Genomic DNA, 18,360 nt, shown 5'->3' on the forward strand with positions numbered 1-18,360 from the left:
CCTCAGGAGATGAGCTTTTTGATTCCCTCGATGAGACGGGGTTCCTCCGCCTCCTCATCGAGGACATCCAGGCGCAGCACGTCTGCCCGTTCCTTGAGCAGGCCGGAAGTGGTGAGGTATTGTTCCACCTCCGAATGCCTGCCTGCAGCGTAGGCGTGTTCGGCAATGGTTATGCCCATCCTGTTGGTGTAGGTGAGCATCTGCTTGATTTCCGGGAGCGCCTCCACCCCTTCCGTGTCCCAATCGTCGCCGTCGGTGCCGTGGAAAATATAAATATTGTAGTCCTTTGCCAGGCTTTCCTTCTCGACGATCTCATTTACCAGTCGATAGGCTGAAGCAACCTTGGTGCCGCCGGCAACCCGGAGGCGATAGTAGCTTTCAAAATCCGGCACTTCCCGCGCTTCGTTGTCGTGGAGGATAAAGCGAGACTCAACCTGGCGGGCAAACTGATAAAGCAGCCAGCAGTAGATCATCACGTGCTGGGACACTACCAGCTCAGTTGCCTTCCCCTCCATGGAACCGGAGTAGTCACGGATAAAGAAGACCAGGGCCTGGGATTCGTAGTCGATGTCCCGGGACAGGATGCGATAGATCTTGTCCTTGGGGGAGATGAGAAAACGGGTGGTGTCGATGTCGGTGACATTGGGGACATTACCCAGGCTGATATTGGTTTCCAGGATCTTGCGCATGGTCGCTTTCTTGTCCAGAAGCTGACCGAAGCCGCGGTTCCTGTCCGTAAGGTCATAGGTATAGCGGGTAAGGGAACTTTTTTTCCCTTTTTCCTTCAAATTGGGGAGCTCAAAGGTTTCGGTGAGAATCTTTCCCAGGTCATAGGCGGTGGATTCCAGTTCGTGGCTCTCTCCCTCCCCCTGGCCAGCTTCCCCTTCTCCCGCTCCTTCTTCGGGACGGACCGGCCGCTCTCCCAGGATGTCTCCTTCCTCTTCCTTGCCGGTGCCGCCGGTTGCATTCTCCTCATCCATGGGAGATGGAACCCGGTCGTGATAGAATTTTTCTTCGACGGTGGTGGGGATGACGACGAATTTTTCCTTGCCGCCACGCGTAGGCTTGACCAGCTTGCCGATGCGGATCTTGCGCGGAAATCCGTCCTTTTCCCGCATCTTGTCCCTCTCCAGCAGTTCATGGATGGAGCGGATCCGCGTCGTATAGGTCCTTCCGCCGTTGGTGGCTCCAGGGAGGCGAAGGGATTTTTGTCCGGGTCGAAGTCAGACACTAGATCTCATCCTCTTGGCTGCAGAAGTACTCGATGGTCTTCTGGGCGCAGGTTCTGCAGTAATGGAGCTTGTCCAGCATGGTAGTGATCATCCTGTCGTACAGTTTCTGGTTTTCCTCGTTGGTACGATTGGCCAAAGCGCCGATCAGGCTGCCGGCGCCGGCGATATCCGACTTCAGCCGCACATCGGTCACCGCCTTGACCAGCTCCAGGTTGTCCATGAAGTCATAGTTGGGCTCGACGGAGATTTTCTGGCCGTAGATCTTGCGGATGGAGGTGCGGAAAGATTCTCGTTGTTCCTCTGTTTTCAGGCCGATGCGCTCCTCGATATTGCGCACGTAGCGTTCGTCGATCCTGATGGCCTTAAGTTGGCCTGTTTGCGGGTCCTTGTATTTCCACATCTTGTCCGGACCGAGGTTCTCCGCATCGATGCCGATGATCATGTTGACATAGTTGAGCACGTCCTTGCGGATGGCGAAGGGCTCATCCATGTAGGCATTGAACATTTCAGTCATGATCCGCTCCCGGTAGAGGGACTTGGCGATCTTCAGATCTTCCAGGTATTTGGCCCGGTCGTTGGCATCGGAAACATAGTCCAGCACCACCCTTTCCAGGGTCTTGAAGATATCGACGGCGATCATGCAGCGTCCTTCGTTGGTTTCCGAACTTTCCACCATCAGCTGCACCGCCCTTCCCAGGTTTCTCTGGCCAAGTCCTTTCTGGCCGAAACGCTTGGTGATATCCGGCTCCTGGCTGAGCATATCGACTACTTCGGCAAGGGTTTTCAGGCTCTTCTCGCCTGCCACTTCGCCGGCCGCAAGTTTCAGGGTTTCAATGGGGGTCAGTTTTTCCGAGCGGGGAAGTCTGGTCATTACCGTGGCCACCGATGCCGAATAATTCAGGTTCGGGTCCTGGTGCAACTCCTCCTTGGTCAGTGTCGTCTTTGTTTCAGTGCCTATGGCATAGGTGGTCAGCGCCTCCTGCATGCGGTAGTTGGTGTTGTGGGAGACATAGCAGACCCGGCAGCGGTCGATGATAGGCGCCTCCTCGCGCTCGGCGAGAAAGTGGTTGAACTCGGAGTTGTTGCTGGTGGCAATGATCAGGGTGTCGATGGGCCAGCGATAGCCATCGATCTCAATGAGCCGGTTCTGAATCACCCCCAGGTAGACCTGGACCAGGTCCTTCTTGTTCTTGTAAATTTCATCGCTGAAATGGATGCCGCCGCCGGCAACCCTTGCCAGGGCGCCGCGGCGGAGATCAAAGCGGTAAGGATTATTGACGTCGGTGATGTGCAAAAGCCGCTGGATCGACTCGTCACCCAGGAGATCCACCGCCGAAGAGGTGATCTTGTCCTTGGCAGCATATTTGCCGGTAATGGTGCCGAGAGTTTCGGTCAATGGAACCGGCACTACCTCTACAAATTTGAGCATTTCTTCCAAATTGCCACCGCTATATTTGCGCAGGTCGTTCCAGATGTAGCCGCTGTCGGCGCCCAGGGGGCGGTAGTTCTCGAAGAGTTTAGCGATCTCCTTATCACTGAAACCGACGGTCCTGCCGAGAAATTCCCTGCTTTCATCCAGGTTGTCGAAGAGGTTCATGGCCAGGATCATCGGATCTTCGTAGGTCTGGGACTCGATGACGGAGATGCGGCCGTAACTGCCCAGCTTGTCCATATTTACCAGCTGAAAGGTGTAGCGGCGGTTTTCTGGACGGGCCAGGAATTCCCGGTATTTGGCGCAGAGATATTCGACAAAAAAGGTCTTGCCGTTGCCCGGCTCGCCGACGAGGACGAAGGCCATCTCCTTTGAGGACCCTCCTTCTGCCGCATCCTTGACAAAGGAGACGAAGCTGTTGATCTCATCGTACATTCCGACGGGGTGCTTTTTCCCGGTGCGGAAGATCATGAAGTCATAGGTGGTCTTGCCGTTGACGACGATTTTTTCGATTTTCCCCTCGAGAATCATCCTCGCTACGCCCTGGAAGGCATTTTCAAAGCATCGCTTCCCTTCCTTGACCTCAGTAAGGTGCTGATTGAGAGTGCAGGTATGGTTGCTGTTCATGGGTCCCTCCAGAGCATGTGTAATATCAACTTGATTATCCCACAGAATTTTCATTCTCCAAGCTCATGAAGAAAAATTTCAGCCGCCGCTGCTTACATTGGGGGGAGGGATGACGGGAAAGGAACGAAAAAAGGGAGCGGACAATTGTCCACTCCCTTTTTTCCTTTAATCGATGAGGATTTTTCGGCCTGGCAAGGAAGTCAAGCGATGGGGCGGAGGCGTAGCCCAGCTACGCCGCACAACTCATCGTGATGACTGACACCGCCAGGGCGGAAAAGCATCGTCGATGATTACATCATGCCGCCCATGCCGCCCATTCCTCCCATGCCACCCATTCCGCCAGGCATTGCAGGCATTGCGCCTTCTTCCTTGGGTTTATCGGCAATCATCGCTTCGGTGGTCAGCATCAGACCGGCGATGGAGGATGCGTTCTGCAGTGCGCTACGGGATACTTTGGTCGGATCGATGATGCCGGCCTGGATCATGTCCACGTACTCGTCATCTGCAGCGTTATAGCCGAATGCATCCTTGCCGTTCTTAACCTTGTCGACAACGATGGAGCCGTCAACACCGGCATTCTGGGCGATCTGACGGATCGGCTCTTCCAGGGCGCGTTTGATGACGTTAACGCCGAACTGCTGCTCCGTAGGGAGATTAAGGGCATCCAGGGTAGACATGGCGCGCAGGTAAGCCACTCCGCCTCCAGGGACGATGCCTTCGTCAACTGCAGCGCGGGTTGCGTGCAGTGCATCTTCAACGCGGGCTTTCTTCTCTTTCATTTCAACTTCGGTGGCAGCACCGACCTTGATCACAGCAACGCCGCCAACAAGCTTGGCCAGACGCTCCTGAAGTTTTTCACGGTCGTAATCGCTGCTGGTTTCTTCGATCTGAGCACGGATCATCTTCACCCGTCCGGCAATATCACCTTCTGCACCGGCACCGTCAATGATGGTAGTGTTGTCCTTGTCGATGGTGATCTTTTTTGCCTGACCAAGCATGTCCATGGTGGTGTTTTCCAGCTTGAAGCCGACCTCTTCGGAGATCACCTTGCCACCGGTAAGGACGGCGATATCTTCCAGCATGGCCTTGCGACGGTCACCGAAGCCGGGTGCCTTGACGGCGCAGATGTTGAGCACGCCGCGCAGTTTGTTGACAACGAGAGTGGCGAGGGCTTCGCCTTCAATGTCTTCGGCAATGATAACCAGGGGACGACCGGACTTGGCGGTCTGCTCCAGAACCGGCAGGAGATCTTTCATGTTGGAGATCTTCTTGTCATGGATAAGAATATTGGCGTTTTCCAGGTTCGCTTCCATGCGCTCGGGATCGGTGACGAAGTAAGGAGAGAGGTAGCCCCGGTCAAACTGCATCCCTTCCACGGTCTCCAGTGAGGTTTCCATGGCCTTTGCTTCCTCGACGGTGATGACCCCTTCCTTGCCTACTTTTTCCATGGCCTCGGCAATGATGTCACCGATGGTCTTGTCATTGTTGGCGGAAATGGTGCCGACCTGGGCAATTTCCTTGTGGTCCTTGATTGGCTTCGAGATGCTTTTCAGCTCGGCGACCAAGGTCTCGACAGCCTTGTCGATACCGCGCTTGATTTCCATGGGATTGTGGCCTGCAGCAACCAGTTTGGCGCCTTGACGGTAGATAGCCTGGGCAAGCACGGTTGCAGTGGTGGTGCCGTCACCGGCTACGTCGGAGGTCTTGGAGGCAACCTCTTTCACCAGTTGTGCTCCCATGTTTTCGAATTTGTCTTCCAGTTCGATCTCTTTTGCTACAGTAACGCCGTCCTTGGTGATGAGAGGAGCGCCGAAAGATTTTTCGATAACCACATTGCGGCCTTTGGGGCCGAGGGTGACCTTAACTGCGTCTGCAAGAGTATTTACACCTTTCAGGAATGCGTTTCTGCCTTCCTGGTCAAATTTTATAACTTTTGCCATGTTGAATTATCCTCCTTGGATTAGTCAGTTATTTAAATGTTGTTCTTTATTTCTCGATAACGCCCAGGATGTCGTCTTCTCTCATGATGAGGTAATCCTGGCCTTCAACTTTGACTTCGGTACCGGAATATTTACCAAAAAGTACCTTGTCGCCGACCTTGACATCCAGTGGGAGGATCTTGCCGTCTTCAGTCCTCTTGCCGTTGCCCACTGCCACGACTTCACCTTCCTGCGGCTTTTCCTTGGCCGTCTCGGGGATGTAGATCCCGCCTGCGGTCTTGGTCTCTTCCTCAACCCTTTTCACAATGATACGGTCCTGCATTGGTCTCAGCTTCATGCGTTACTTCTCCTTTCCTTGGGAATAAACAGAAATTTACGATTGGAAAAAATATTAGCACTCCTTGTAGCTGAGTGCTAATCATGGGGTAAATATAAACACGGTATGGGCAAAAATCAAGTCATTAATGGAAAAAAATTAACGGGCGATAGGGCTGTCGCTGGCGGGGTGGAAAATCAATGGGACTGGTGCGATTTGCGGCGGGCAAAAATATCGGTTATGGCGTCAGCATCTCGGTGGCCAACCGCTTTGCCATCCGCTGCCGCTCATTGGACAAGGTTGAACGGTCATGCTCAAAGAAGGCTTCCACGGGGAACTGCATTTCTAGTGTTGCATCCCGTTGTTCCATTTCGAAAAGGTTCAGACGGGCTTTAGCTCTGAGTTCGGTGGAGCAGCATCCGGCATTTTCGACATAGCCCCACAACTCACCGCTGATGTAGACCTGCCTGGTCAACCACGCCGGATCGATGTCCTTCAGGTCTTCCTTGAGAATATAGTACCACTGCACATCGGTGCGGGAGCGGTTTTTGTTCAGGTTGTCGACGAACTCGTTGAAAACGGTGTCGCTGAAGTCATTGGGGACAAGGCTTTGGCTGAACGGCACCAGGTAGACGATATTGTCTTCCGGGGCCGGGTTGAAGGCTGGAGACATGGTAACCCGAGGCCCCGATGCACAGCCGAAAAGGAGCAGCATGGCAATAAGCAGCAACAGGTACGATGCTTTGACTGTCGCAGAAGTATTGCCCATCACCATTTCCTTTTCGCCAGCTCTTCGGCGTAATGCTTCTGGTAGAGTACTTCCCATTCCCTGCTGCCCGGCACCTTCGCCTGGGAATAGGAAGCGAGTTTTTTTCTTACAGCCTGGTCGATGTCTTCTGCAACGGAAAAAAAAGCGGCGATGGAGTCCTTAATGGCGTTCAAGGAACGTGCTTCATCGGGGAAATCGGCCAGGTCGTCCCGCCAGAGTTTGTCGTAAATCTTGTGGGCAATATGTGAAATTCTATCTTCTGAAATCTGCATGGGTACCCCCCGGTGACAAAATGTTTATTGCTGAGACTAAAGAACGATTTTCCGTTCCTTCGCCAGCTTTTCCTTGATCATGCGCAGCATCTTGTGCTGATCGATGCCGGTCGCTCCGCTTCCCATGCCGCGCAGGGTCTGGTCCAGAAGCTGTGCGGCATCCTTTTCCAAAGCTTCTTCCGCCTTGATGTCAGCAGTGATGGCGCTTTTGATGGCATTGAGGGCGGCAACACGATCCTGCTTGAGCTCTATAAGCCCCGCTGCCGAGAGATCGCCAAGTACTTTCTCCGCCATCCTGCCGATCTGGTCTTCCTTGAGTCGCATCAGTACCTCTCTTTTGTTCTTCCTTGTCCACAGTAAGGGCTTATTTTACGATATCCTAATAAAAAAGCAACACATTACATCCGCACAAATCAGGTGCGGGCTTGATTCATCGTTGACCTGACAGTTGCGGCCTGTTATCTTAGGCGAAATTAACGTTATGCGGACAGGAGGAGCCGGGGCCATGCTGATAGTAATGAGTTATACTGCCGGGCAGGCTGAGATCGATGCCGTTGTCAATGCAGTTGAAGGAATGGGATACAAGGCGAGACCGATTCCGGGCAGCGAGAGAACAGCCATCGGCGTTCTCGGTAACACCGGCTATGTGGACGATGTGGTTATTCGCGATCTTCCCGGCGTTCAGGAAGTAATACACGTTTCCAAGCCGTACAAGCTGGTTTCTCGTGCCTTTCACCCCCAGAGCAGCATCATCGAAGTCTGCGGGGTCCGGATAGGTGAGGGCTGTCCTCCGGTAGTCGCCGCCGGCCCGTGTGCTGTAGAAGGGGAAGAGCAGATAATAAAGACGGCTCTGGCGGTCAAGGCTGCAGGCGCAGTACTGCTGCGGGGAGGTGCCTTCAAACCCAGGACCGGCCCCCATACTTTTCAGGGGCTCAGGGAAGAGGGGCTCAAATTGCTTGCGGCTGCCGGCAAAGAAAGTGGATTGCCCATCGTCACCGAGGTGATGAGCCCGGAAAATGTCGCGTGGTGGCCGAATATGCGGACTTGCTCCAGGTAGGGGCGCGCAATATGCAGAATTTTGATCTGCTGCGGGAATTGGGGCGGATCAGAAAGCCGGTGCTGCTCAAGCGGGGCATGAGTGCCACCATTGAAGAATTCCTTGCCGCGGCAGAATATATCCTGGCGGAAGGAAATCCCAACGTCATCCTCTGCGAGCGGGGCATCCGCACCTTCGAGACCGCCACCCGAAATACCTTGGATCTGTCGGTGGTGCCTCTGATCAAGGAGATGTCCCACCTGCCCATAATGGTCGATCCTTCCCATGCCACCGGCAAGCGCACCCTGGTTTCCCCCATGGCAAAGGCTGCACTGGTCGCAGGTGCCCACGGCATACTGGTGGAGGTACACCCCGAGCCGGAGAAGGCATTATCGGACGGGCCCCAGTCCCTGACCTTTCAGGGCTTCGACAAATTAATGGAAGAGATCGTCAAGCTCAGGCAGTTTCTCGGTTTTGCCGGTTAAAAACACCCTTGATTTATTCCCTGGGGCGGGATAAGATTGCTCAACGATAAAATTTCTCTCTGCCCTGTTCGTGAGGTATTAAAGCCCCTGCGGAATAATCATTGAACGGGCGCCTTTTTAAGCTGTGGTGTGCTGCCCCTTTGCGGGAATTGCCTGAAGCAGCATTAAAGGAGCCCACCTGTTAGGGAACTCGCTGTGAGGCCCCGACCAACGGCATGGTGGAGAGATAGTAAACGGGAAGTTCCGTCCGACGGAGCTTCCCGTTTTTTTGTTCCTTCGAAAGGTCATCGATTGCCGGATGGCTTTTTCATGGTAAACATGATACGTTTCCTTCTCACTCAACTTGAGGCTGGTGCCCATCGTGAACGATCATGCCTTTAACCGCAATTATTCCCGCTACGCCCTCTCGCTTCTGCTGGCGGTCAACCTGCTCAATTACATCGACCGGCAGGTGCTCTATGCCGTCTTCCCCCTGATAAAAGCAGACATGAACCTCTCCGACACGGAGTTGGGTTTCCTCGGCAGTTCCTTCATGATCTGTTACATGATTTCGGCTCCTTTTTTCGGCAGGATCGGCGACCGTGGCAACAGGATCAATCTTGCCTCCTTCGGTCTGATTACCTGGAGCCTGGCAACCGGCCTTGCCGGTTTCGCTCCCGGCTATCGCACGCTCCTTGCGGCCAGGACCGTGGTCGGGGTGGGCGAAGCCAGTTTCGGTACGGTCTCTCCCGGACTTTTGTCCGATTTTTTCCCCAAAGAAAAACGGGGACGGGTGCTTTCCTACTTCTATCTGGCCATTCCGGTTGGCAGCGCCTGGGTTACCTGCTTGGAGGGGTAATAGGCCAGCGCCTGCTGGCACGCGGCCTTTCTGCTTGTCGGTTTGCCGGGGCTGCTCCTTGCTGTGCCGGTCTATTTTCTGCGTGACCCGCGGCGCGAGCATGGCCGAACAAAGGTGGAGACTGGTCGGACAGGAGAGAACGCCTTTGTCGCCCTGCTGCGGAACCGCTCTTTCGTCATTGCCACCATGGCCATGGCAGCCATGACCTTCGCCCTTGGCGGGCTTTCCCAGTGGATGCCCTCCTTCTTCAATCGGGTGCACGGTCTGGATGTGGAGCGGGGTAACACCCTGTTCGGCGCCATCACCGTGGTGGCCGGAATAACAGGCACCCTGGCCGGGGGCTGGCTGGGGGACCGGCTGCAGCAAAAGAGCAGCAAAGGCTACCTGTTGGTCTCTGGCTGGGGCTTCGTCATCGGCGCACCGGTGGCGGCTGTGGCTATCCTGGCTCCATCCCTCACCACCTCCCTGGCGGCAATCTTTATTGCCGAGTTTTTCCTTTTCTTCAATACCGGCCCGCTCAACACCGTTCTTGTCAACGTGACGGCGCCGTCTCTGCGGGCTACTGCCTTTGCCGTCAATATCTTTTTCATCCACGCCCTGGGAGATGCCTTTTCTCCTACCATTCTCGGTTTCTGTTCCGACCTGTGGGGCATCCGTTCGGCACTGCTCATAGCGCCTACGGCCATTGTCGTTGCAGCCGGTTTCTGCTTTTTCTGCACCCCCTATATCGAAGCCGATATGCAGAAGGCAGGTGACTGAGCTTGGTTTATCGCCTGCTCCGACTGGTATTTTCCCTCTACCTGCGCTCCTTTCACCTGCTACGTATCAAGGGAATGCACCACATACCGCTTAACGGGCCGCTGATCCTGTGCGCCAACCATAGCAGCTACTTCGATTCCATGCTGCTGGCTCTCTGCACCACCCGCCAAATACATTTTCTGATCTATCAATCTTTTTACCACCATCCTCTGCTGGGCTGGTTTGTCAGGAAATGCGGGGCCATTGCCGTGACCCAGAACGGCAATGACAAGGAAGCCCTGGGCAGGTCGCTGGCAATACTCAGGCAGGGGGGTGTAATTGGGGTTTTTCCGGAAGGGCGATTGAGTGCGACCGGCATTCCCAACGAAGCAAAATCAGGTGCTGCACTCCTTGCAGTGGCAAGCGGCGCGCCGATCATTCCGGTTACCATTTCGGGTGCCCATGCAGTGTTTGCCAAGGGGCGAAAAGGACCATCTCCTGGAACAATCATGGTAGAGGTCCATGCACCGGTGCATCCGGACCGGTCGAAAAGAAAAGACAAGGCATATCTGAGAGCCCTTATTGACTGGGTAATGGGCCGGATAGAAAGAAGATTGGTTGCCCATCGGCGCAGAAGGGCCTATTTTGCAAGAAAGAGGCTTAGTGAAAGAAAAGGATAAATCAGTTATGGAAGCTAATCCGCAACAAACCCTGCTCAAGGTTTTTGGTTACAAATCTTTTCGTCAGCCGCAGCAGGAGATAGTAGAGGGACTGATCCGCGGCGAGGATGCCTTTGTCATCATGCCCACCGGCGGCGGCAAGTCTCTCTGCTACCAGATTCCTGCCCTGCACAGGCCGGGAGTGGCGATTGTGGTGTCACCGCTCATTTCCCTGATGAAGGACCAGGTGGATGCCCTGCAGGCCAATGGTGTGAAGGCGGCCTTCTACAACTCTTCTCTGTCCGAGGCGAAGGCCAGGCAGGTGCTGGCGCAGATGCATGATGATGCTCTCGACCTGCTTTACGTGGCGCCGGAACGGCTGATGTCCGAGCCGTTTCTGGAGCGGCTTGAGGATGTAAAAGTTGCCCTTTTTGCCATCGATGAAGCCCACTGTGTTTCCCAATGGGGGCATGACTTCCGCCCGGAATATGTGCAGTTGGGGCGCTTGCGCCAGCTTTTTCCGCAGGTTCCCCTTATTGCCCTTACTGCAACTGCCGATCCCCAGACGAGGAATGACATCATCGAACGACTCGGCCTGGGGAAGGCGGCCTGTTATGTGGCGGGATTCGACAGGCCGAACATCCGCTATCTGGTGACGGAAAAGCACAAACCATTTGATCAGCTGCGCTCGTTCCTCTCCAGCCGCCAACCGGGAGAGCCGGGTATCGTCTATGCCCTGAGCAGGAAACGGGTTGAAGAGGTGGCGGCGCGCCTTGTCCAGGCCGGAGTGGCCGCAGCTCCCTATCATGCCGGACTTCCCGAACGTGAGCGGTCGCGGGTGCAGGAGGCTTTCCAGCGAGACGAACTGCAGGTGGTGGTGGCAACGGTCGCCTTCGGCATGGGGATCGATAAGTCCAATATCCGCTTCGTTGTCCATTACGATCTGCCTAAAAATATCGAAAGTTACTATCAGGAGACCGGCCGGGCCGGGCGTGACGGGCTTCCGGCAGAGGCGCTGCTCCTTTTCGGCTACGGCGACATCGCTGTTGCCCGTGGTCTGATCGAAAACGGCACCAATGCTGAACAGAAAAGAATCGAGCTGCACAAGCTGAATGCCATGGTCGGTTTTGCCGAGGCAGTGACGTGCCGGCGCAGGGTTCTTCTCGGTTATTTCGGGGCGGCATTAAACCACGATTGCGGCAACTGCGATGTCTGCATCGACCCGCCACAGCGCTACGACGCAACGGTGGAGGCGCAAAAGGCGCTCTCCTGCGTTTTTCGCGTTGGGCAGCGTTTCGGCATGGGTCACGTGATAGATGTGTTGCGCGGCGCCGGGAACCAGCGCATCCAGTCACTGGGCCATGACCGGCTGTCGACCTACGGCATCGGCAAGGATATATCTGTGGACATGTGGGGGAGTATTATTCGCCAACTGGTACACCTGGGTTACCTGGAGCAGGATCTGGCTTCCTATTCCGTATTGAAACTGACGCCAGCCGCACGCGTCCTGTTGCGCGGCGAAGAGCGGCTGGTTCTGGCTCGACCGCGCCACAAAACGGCCAGTGCAAAAAAGGCACCGCGCAGCAAAGGCGAGGTGTCCTGCGATGATGCACTCTTTCAGACGTTGCGCGCTTTGCGCAAGCGTCTGGCCGACGAGGCAGGGGTACCCCCATTCGTCGTCTTCAGTGATGCCACCCTCACGGAAATGGCTGCAATGAGACCGGTGGATGCGGAGGGCCTGCTTTCAGTGAGCGGCGTGGGGATACACAAGCTGGGGCGGTACGGAGAGGAATTCCTTACGGCGCTGCGCGAATACACAGCCAACAACGCTTCTGCATCAACGTAAGGGGAGGGACCGGCTGCCGTGACTTCGTCCGTTCGTTCCGTCGCCACAGCAGCCGCCTGTCCCGGCGGAAGAAACAAAAAGCCCCCTCTCCTGGCGGGAATGGGGGCTTTTTATTTTCATATCAATGACTGATAGCTAGGAGTCTGTCGGACTTAGAATGAATCGGCTGCGAAAATGGCAAATCGGTCCGGATCTCCGTAAATTTTCGACAAATAGGTCCACTATTCGCTCTCAAATTTCCAAATATCCGTCCTCGATTTTCCATTCTCTCGCTTCGATCCCTAAGTCCGACAGACTCCTGGCTAATCGATACGGAAGGCGACAAAGAGGGACATGTCGCCTCTGCGCAGCAGCATGCGCATGATGGCCCCCTTCTTGTGCCCGTTAACCGCCTTTTCGTAGTCGCCGACGCTGTTGATCTTGCTGCCGTTTATTTCGCGGATGATGTCACCCTTGGCAATGCCGGTCTGCTCCGCGCTGCTTTCAGGCTTGACGTCTGTTATGACGACTCCCTTTTGTTCCTTGATGCCAAGTTTGGCGGCCAGATCCTTGCTGAGTTCCCTGACAGTTATGCCAAGCTTTTCCTGGCTGACTCCGGCCTGGTCCCCATCTTCTCCGTCTTTCAGCCGCTCCACATTAATCGATAGATCCACAGGCTTGCCTTCCCGCAGTATCTTGACATTGACCTTCTTTTCAACCGGAGTGGCAGCGACCATGCGGGGAAGTTCATTCATTTCATGAATGGCCCGGCCGTTGAATTCCAGGATGATGTCTCCCGACTTCAGGCCCGCTTTTTCAGCTGGGCCGTCCTTTACCACCTCGGCGATAAGGGCCCCCTTCTCTCCCTTCAGCTCGAAAGACTGCGCCAGTTCAGGGGTGATGGCTGAATGGAGACACCGATCCAGCCGCGGGTCACTTTTCCCTTTTCCTTGAGCATGGGGATGATGTTCTTTGCCATATTTACAGGGATAGCAAAGCCGATTCCCTGTCCACCGGCAACAATGGCGGTATTGATGCCGATCACTTCTCCCTGGGCGTTGAACAACGGGCCGCCGGAGTTGCCTGGTTGATGGAGGCATCGGTCTGAATGAAGTCGTCATAGGGACCGCTGCCGATGACTCTCCCCTGGGCGCTGATAATTCCAGCGGTTACAGTTTGTGACAGGCCGAACGGGTTGCCGATGGCCATTACCCATTCGCCGATCTCGATCCTGTCGCTGTCACCAAGGGCAGCAACCGGCAGATGGTCCTGGGTAGAAATCTTCAGCAGCGCCAGATCGAGTTTTTCATCGGTTCCCTTGATTTCCCCCTTGAACTCTCGCCCGTCGGAGAGCTTGACCTTGATTTCATCGGCTTCGGCAACCACATGGTTGTTGGTAATGATATAGCTTCATCGCTGATGATGAAACCTGAACCGAGGCTTTTCTGCTTGTACGGATGCTGCTGCGATTCATCGAAGAAACGGTCGAAGAAATCCTGAAATGGGTCATTGCCGAAAGGGCTGTTGAATGGACGCTGAAAGCGGCGCTGGGGTTTTATTGTTTTGGCGGTACTGATATTGACGACGGTAGGTTTCAGCTTTTTTGCCAGTTCGACAAAATCGGGGAGAACCGGTTTTGCAATGGCCACACCGCAGAGCATGACCGACAAGGCAAGGGAGCAGGTGAAAAGTGCGAATAGTCTCGATGGTCGACAGTACATGGATTCCTCCTGAAGAATATTCAAACCCTGCTAAAGATAGTGAGCCCCAAGGCTGTTGTCAACCTCGGGATGTCTTTTTAGGAAGTGGTCAAAGGTTTGTTCCGGAATGGGAGAGGGGAAGGAAGACGGTGAAGGTGCAGCCGCTGCCGGGGAGGGAAAAAATCTCTACTCTGCCGCCATGGGCTTCGCTGAAGGCGCGTACCATGGATAGGCCAAGTCCGCTGCCGCCGTCATTGCGGTTTCTTGCCTTGTCGACGCGGTAGAACTGTTCGAAAATATGGGGAAGATCTGCTTCCGGAATGCCAGGTCCCGTGTCGGTGACTGAGACCTTTGCCCAACCCGGTTCGGAATCGACGGCAAGGGAAACCTTGCCATCGCAGGGGGTGTACTTTATGGCGTTGTCAATGAGGTTGAGAAAGATCTGCTGCAACCGCGCCGGTCCCCGGTACATGAAGAGACGCGGCATTGGGCAGGTCAAGGATGATCCGCTTTTCTCTTGCGTCAGGGGCGGCTTTGGTGCAGATATCCTGCAGCAGTTCGTGCAGTTCCACCGGTACCGGGTCAAGGACCAGTTTCCCTTCTTCTGCACGGGACAGTTCCAGGAGATCGCCGATGATATCGGACATCCTGTTGATTTCTTCCATGTTGCTTCTGAGAATTTTCTTCAACTCATCCGCATCTCCCCCCCAGCGAAGGCCCACCTCCGTTTCTCCTCGCAGGATGGTCAGCGGGGTGCGTAATTCGTGTGAGACATCCATGGAAAACTGCCTGGTGCGGTTGAAGGCGTTTTCCAGGCGGTCGAGGGTTAGGTTGAAGGTCTTTGCCAGCCGGCCAATTTCGTCACTGGGATTTATAATCTCCAGCCGGTGCCCAAGATTTTCTGCGCTTATTTTGCGGGCGCTGGTGGTGATAAGTTCTACCGGCTTCAGGGCACGACCGGCCAGAAACCAGCCTGCATACCAGAGCATGATGAGGGCGAGGGGAATGGAAACGGCAAAAATAACAAGCAGCTTTTCCAGAATGTCGCTGGTGTAGTCGAGAAGCATCCCCACCTGGACAACCTGAACCATGCGCCCGTTTTCCATTATCGGCATGGTTATGGAGCGAATCGGGTAGCGCAACGAATTGCTGTGGGTATGGTAAGTGCTGTTGCCTATGCCTGAAATAATGAGGGAGGTCTTGTCCAGGGGAAGGGAGATATTCTGTAGATTGGTGGAACTGGAAAAAACCTTTCCGCTAGCGTCGGCGATCTGCACGAATTTGTCGGCAACGCTTGGGCCGATGAAATCTTCCAGAATTTGATCGAGAACCGTCGGTGCAGATCTGCGAAACGGTTCCAGGGTGGGGCTGGCCACTGCTTCCGCAATGGCCAGCAGCTCCCGGTCAACTTCTGCATAGAGCCTTTTACTGATGGTCAGATAAATGAACGTGCTGAACAGGAGGAGGATTAACGCTAATGTTACCAGATACCACAGTGTCAGTCTGAAGCGGATTGATCTGAAAAAAAACAACTGATCAATCCTCCTCTTTAAGGATGTATCCGACGCCTCTTACAGTATGAATAAGTTTCTTGTCGGCATCTCTGTCGATCTTTTTGCGCAGGTAGTTGACATAAACATCGATGATGTTGGTAAAGCTGTCGAAGGTGTAATCCCAGACATGCTCGGCAATCATGGTCCGGGTCAGCACTTCGTGGGGGTTGCGCATGAAGTACTCAAGGAGACCATACTCCTTGGCTGTCAGGTCGATCTCCTTGTCCTTGCGCCAGACCTTGTGGGTCACCGGGTCAAGACGCAGGTCGCTGAACCGAATCTCTGCACCGCGGTCCTGCTCGCTTCGGCGCAGCAGTGCTCTAACCCTGGCCAGGAGTTCGGCAAAGGCAAAAGGCTTGGTCAGATAATCGTCCGATCCCGAATCGAGGCCGGCGACGATGTCTTCTACCGAGTCTTTGGCGGTAAGCATGAGGACCGGAGTGGTATTTTTCTGGCTTTTCAGCTCCTTGAGTACACTGAGACCATCCATCTTGGGGAGCATCCAGTCAAGGATTAGCAGGTCGAAGTTCTTTTCCATGGCCATTTTCAGCCCTTCCTCGCCGTCTCCTGCAGTCACAACCTCATACTGCTCCTCTTCCAGCCCCCGCTTGATGAAGCTAAGTACTTTTTTTTCATCTTCCACTACCAGAATTCTCATGATTGCTCCCTCTCTATGATTGATTTTTTTTCTGCGTTCACTGCAATTCTGCAAAAAAAGCCTAGTCTTTGATACCGGTCTCAAACCTTCTCAGGATCTCTGCGGCGGACTCCTCTACCGATTTATTTGTCACGTCGATAACCTGCCACTGGGGATGCTTGCGGTAAATCCTGCGGCAGAAATCCAGTTCTTCTTCAACCCTCTGGTAATCTGCATAGCTGCCGCGTGGATTTTGCCTCATATTGCGCAACCGGGCGGTACGTATATCGACAAGCCTTTGTGCATCGATCATCAGCCCGACTACGCGGCTGTTGTCGACCTGATAAAGTTCAGACGGAGGCTCTATTCCCATTACCAGCGGGACATTCGCCACCTTGTAACCCTTATGGGCAAGATACATGGAAAGCGGGGTCTTGGATGTCCTTGAAACTCCCACGAGTACAATGTCTGCCTTGTGAAGGTTCCTCGGCTCCTGGCCGTCGTCCTGTTTGACGGTAAAATCCACCGCTTCCATCCTCTTGTAATATTCGCTGTTTAGCTGGTAGAGCAGCCCCGGTTCCTTCTGGGGCTGGATGCCCAGCAGGCTTGCCAGCCTATACAAAAGCGGCGTGATCAGGTCGATTGCTTCCAGCTGTCGGAGGTTTGCCTCATTGTAGAGGTACTGTGCAAGTTCGTTATCCACCAGGGTATAGAAGATGACCCCCGGTTGCTTGGCCGCTTCATCAAGAGAGTTGCTGATATCTTCACGGGTGCGCAGCCGGCTCATGCGGTGGAGTTTTACGTCCACGTTCCTGAACTGGGTCAGCGCCGCTCTAACGACCCGTTCTACGGTTTCCCCTGTTGCATCGGAAAAGAGATAAATTCTCTGCATGTGATTGTTCCGCCGAGCCTTTTTTATTATATATCGGTACGGCTTTGAAATTCATTAGATATATACCATGATTTTAACGATAATCAAAAAAATAATTAAAGGGACCTAAATTCATTTTTAATCTTTTCTTGCGTCTCGGGTGAGAATGCCAGCTCAGCAGCTGTTATCGCCAGTGCTTTAGCCCCTTCGACGACTGCTTCCTTTCCCTTTTCGGAAATGGTTGCCCTGGCAAACTCATCACTGTGGATATGCAAGCCGTTGCCGATGGGCACGTGGGGATGGATAGTCGGTACCACCTGGGATACATTGCCGATATCCGAGGATCCCTTGTTCCTGTCTGGAGGGGATTCGGCTTCCTCAAGGCCCAGGTAGGCCAACTGGGAGGAGTAAAGAGCCGAGAAAGCCCGGTTAATTTTCATTGGTGCCAGGACCCGCTCATCGGCATCGATTTCCAACCTGCAGCCTGTGGCTTTTGCAGCTCCATGGGCACACCCCTTGACTCGCTCCAGACAACGGCTTAATTCTTCGCCATCGTCGGCCCTCACATAAAAATAACAGGCAGCCCTTTCAGGAATTATATTGGGGGCGGTTCCCCCCTCGGTGATGATGCCGTGAACCCTTACGTCCTGACGCAGTTGCTGGCGCAGTGCATTGATGCCATTGAAAGTCAGGATTACAGCATCAAGGGCATTTATCCCTTCTTCGGGATAAGCAGCTGCATGGGCAGAGCGGCCGAAGAAGGTGAAGCGGATTCTGGCGAGCCCCAGAAACATTTTGATGACCTGGCGCCTGGAGGATGGGTGGACCATCATGGCGAAGTCGATGTGGTCGAATGCTCCATGCTTAACCAGTTCAAATTTGCCGATGCCCAGTTCTTCGGCGGGCGTTCCGAGTACAACAATTCGGGCCAATTTCTCCGGCAGGGATTGGCGAAGGGCAAGGGCCGCGCCGATGGCGGCTGAGGCAATTATGTTGTGACCGCAGGCATGTCCCATGGCAGGGAGGGCGTCCATCTCGGCCAGAATAGCAATGGAGGGGCCACTGGTTCCCCAGGTGGCACGGAAGGCTGTTTCCAGCCCGGCAATGCCAGTTTCGATCTTGAAGCCGCTTTCTGCCAGTTTTTCAATGAGCAGAGCCGAAGTTCTGAATTCCCTGAGGCCGGTTTCCGGATCATGGTAGAGCTGATCGGCGATTGCCGTCAGTTCTTGGCGACGGTCATCGACAGCATCAACTATAGATTTTTTGACGGCGGTCATGGAGGAACTCCAAGTTTATTCTAATGAAAGCTACACCTTTGCCTCTTTGTTTGTCAAGGTTTTTATTGCTATTGGTTCTGATATTCTGCTAGGTTAGCTTTTCTGTTGTAACTGGTTGCGGTATATGGCGCCAGAGTAAAGTTAAAGGAGTAA

Annotated in this window: 12 protein-coding genes, 1 other RNA gene and 4 pseudogenes; 5 read left to right on the plus strand and 12 right to left on the minus strand. The window is 54.3% G+C overall.

Translation table 11 applies throughout. The annotated features are described in order from the left end of the window. Positions 1-2: 2 nt before the first annotated feature. The 6 genes and pseudogenes from JCM15764_RS10220 to JCM15764_RS28190 form a co-directional block, all read right to left on the minus strand. Positions 3-1,118, minus strand: coding sequence for a DUF444 family protein (locus JCM15764_RS10220; protein ID WP_279384363.1), 1,116 nt, complete (start codon positions 1,116-1,118; stop codon positions 3-5). Positions 1,119-1,230: 112 nt separating this feature from the next. Then, on the minus strand, positions 1,231-3,291 hold the full coding sequence (locus tag JCM15764_RS10225) for a serine protein kinase (RefSeq protein WP_054695315.1): 2,061 nt from the start codon (positions 3,289-3,291) through the stop codon (positions 1,231-1,233). Positions 3,292-3,581: 290 nt separating this feature from the next. Then, entirely contained in the window at positions 3,582-5,231 is a 1,650-nt protein-coding gene (gene groL / locus JCM15764_RS10230; protein ID WP_012645496.1) for a chaperonin GroEL, read from the minus strand. A 46-nt stretch (positions 5,232-5,277) separates the two neighbouring features. Further along, positions 5,278-5,568 (minus strand): co-chaperone GroES, encoded by a 291-nt coding sequence (gene groES / locus JCM15764_RS10235; protein WP_012645497.1) that lies wholly within the window; start codon positions 5,566-5,568, stop codon positions 5,278-5,280. A gap of 217 nt (positions 5,569-5,785) precedes the next feature. After that, a complete protein-coding gene (locus tag JCM15764_RS10240; RefSeq protein ID WP_054695318.1) occupies positions 5,786-6,316 on the minus strand; it encodes a hypothetical protein in 531 nt (176 codons plus the stop codon). Next, positions 6,316-6,912 (minus strand): annotated as a pseudogene (locus tag JCM15764_RS28190) (DUF507 family protein). Before JCM15764_RS28190 ends, JCM15764_RS10240 begins: the two are co-directional and overlap by 1 nt. A gap of 181 nt (positions 6,913-7,093) precedes the next feature. Between JCM15764_RS28190 and aroF the strand changes: the two are divergent. From aroF to recQ, 5 genes and pseudogenes are all read left to right on the plus strand, one after another. Further along, positions 7,094-8,109, plus strand: a pseudogene (gene aroF, locus JCM15764_RS10255) (3-deoxy-7-phosphoheptulonate synthase). A 53-nt stretch (positions 8,110-8,162) separates the two neighbouring features. Then, positions 8,163-8,338: non-coding RNA, 6S RNA (gene ssrS, locus JCM15764_RS22865), on the plus strand. A gap of 132 nt (positions 8,339-8,470) precedes the next feature. Next, positions 8,471-9,706, plus strand: a pseudogene (locus JCM15764_RS10260) (spinster family MFS transporter). Positions 9,707-9,708: 2 nt separating this feature from the next. Continuing rightward, positions 9,709-10,365, plus strand: a complete 657-nt coding sequence (locus tag JCM15764_RS10265) for a lysophospholipid acyltransferase family protein (protein WP_054695320.1) — start codon at positions 9,709-9,711, stop codon at positions 10,363-10,365. Positions 10,366-10,372: 7 nt separating this feature from the next. Continuing rightward, positions 10,373-12,190, plus strand: a complete 1,818-nt coding sequence (gene recQ / locus JCM15764_RS10270; protein ID WP_054695323.1) for a DNA helicase RecQ — start codon at positions 10,373-10,375, stop codon at positions 12,188-12,190. Between the two features lie 302 nt (positions 12,191-12,492). On the opposite strand, the pseudogene JCM15764_RS10275 reads toward recQ, so the two are convergent. From JCM15764_RS10275 to JCM15764_RS10295, 6 genes and pseudogenes are all read right to left on the minus strand, one after another. Beyond that, positions 12,493-13,890 (minus strand): annotated as a pseudogene (locus JCM15764_RS10275) (DegQ family serine endoprotease). Between the two features lie 88 nt (positions 13,891-13,978). Further along, positions 13,979-14,320 (minus strand): sensor histidine kinase, encoded by a 342-nt coding sequence (locus tag JCM15764_RS22870; protein WP_243688724.1) that lies wholly within the window; start codon positions 14,318-14,320, stop codon positions 13,979-13,981. After that, the gene (locus tag JCM15764_RS10280; protein ID WP_243688725.1) at positions 14,292-15,401 is read right to left on the minus strand and encodes a histidine kinase dimerization/phospho-acceptor domain-containing protein; all 1,110 of its coding nucleotides are present in this window, start codon (positions 15,399-15,401) and stop codon (positions 14,292-14,294) included. The genes JCM15764_RS22870 and JCM15764_RS10280 overlap by 29 nt, the downstream gene beginning before the upstream one ends. 4 nt (positions 15,402-15,405) lie before the next feature. After that, on the minus strand, positions 15,406-16,080 hold the full coding sequence (locus JCM15764_RS10285; RefSeq protein ID WP_012645507.1) for a response regulator transcription factor: 675 nt from the start codon (positions 16,078-16,080) through the stop codon (positions 15,406-15,408). 61 nt (positions 16,081-16,141) lie between these two features. Next, positions 16,142-16,951: a pyruvate, water dikinase regulatory protein gene (locus tag JCM15764_RS10290; protein ID WP_054695326.1), complete on the minus strand. Its 810-nt coding sequence runs from the start codon at positions 16,949-16,951 to the stop codon at positions 16,142-16,144. A gap of 95 nt (positions 16,952-17,046) precedes the next feature. Continuing rightward, positions 17,047-18,207, minus strand: a complete 1,161-nt coding sequence (locus tag JCM15764_RS10295) for a M20 family metallopeptidase (protein WP_054695329.1) — start codon at positions 18,205-18,207, stop codon at positions 17,047-17,049. Positions 18,208-18,360 lie beyond the last annotated feature (153 nt).

Source organism: Geotalea toluenoxydans JCM 15764 (assembly GCF_001311985.1).
Classification (GTDB): Bacteria; Desulfobacterota; Desulfuromonadia; order Geobacterales; family Geobacteraceae; genus Geotalea; species Geotalea toluenoxydans.

What these genes read in the sequence shown, in the direction of transcription:
- JCM15764_RS10220 (WP_279384363.1), bottom strand. Translation starts at nt 1,118, where the DNA reads ATGCGGGAAAAGGACGGATTTCCGCGCAAGATCCGCATCGGCAAGCTG.
- JCM15764_RS10225 (WP_054695315.1), bottom strand. Translation starts at nt 3,291, where the DNA reads ATGAACAGCAACCATACCTGCACTCTCAATCAGCACCTTACTGAGGTC.
- groL (WP_012645496.1), bottom strand. Translation starts at nt 5,231, where the DNA reads ATGGCAAAAGTTATAAAATTTGACCAGGAAGGCAGAAACGCATTCCTG.
- groES (WP_012645497.1), bottom strand. Translation starts at nt 5,568, where the DNA reads ATGAAGCTGAGACCAATGCAGGACCGTATCATTGTGAAAAGGGTTGAG.
- JCM15764_RS10240 (WP_054695318.1), bottom strand. Translation starts at nt 6,316, where the DNA reads ATGGGCAATACTTCTGCGACAGTCAAAGCATCGTACCTGTTGCTGCTT.
- recQ (WP_054695323.1), top strand. Translation starts at nt 10,373, where the DNA reads ATGGAAGCTAATCCGCAACAAACCCTGCTCAAGGTTTTTGGTTACAAA.
- JCM15764_RS10285 (WP_012645507.1), bottom strand. Translation starts at nt 16,080, where the DNA reads ATGAGAATTCTGGTAGTGGAAGATGAAAAAAAAGTACTTAGCTTCATC.
- JCM15764_RS10290 (WP_054695326.1), bottom strand. Translation starts at nt 16,951, where the DNA reads ATGCAGAGAATTTATCTCTTTTCCGATGCAACAGGGGAAACCGTAGAA.
- JCM15764_RS10295 (WP_054695329.1), bottom strand. Translation starts at nt 18,207, where the DNA reads ATGACCGCCGTCAAAAAATCTATAGTTGATGCTGTCGATGACCGTCGC.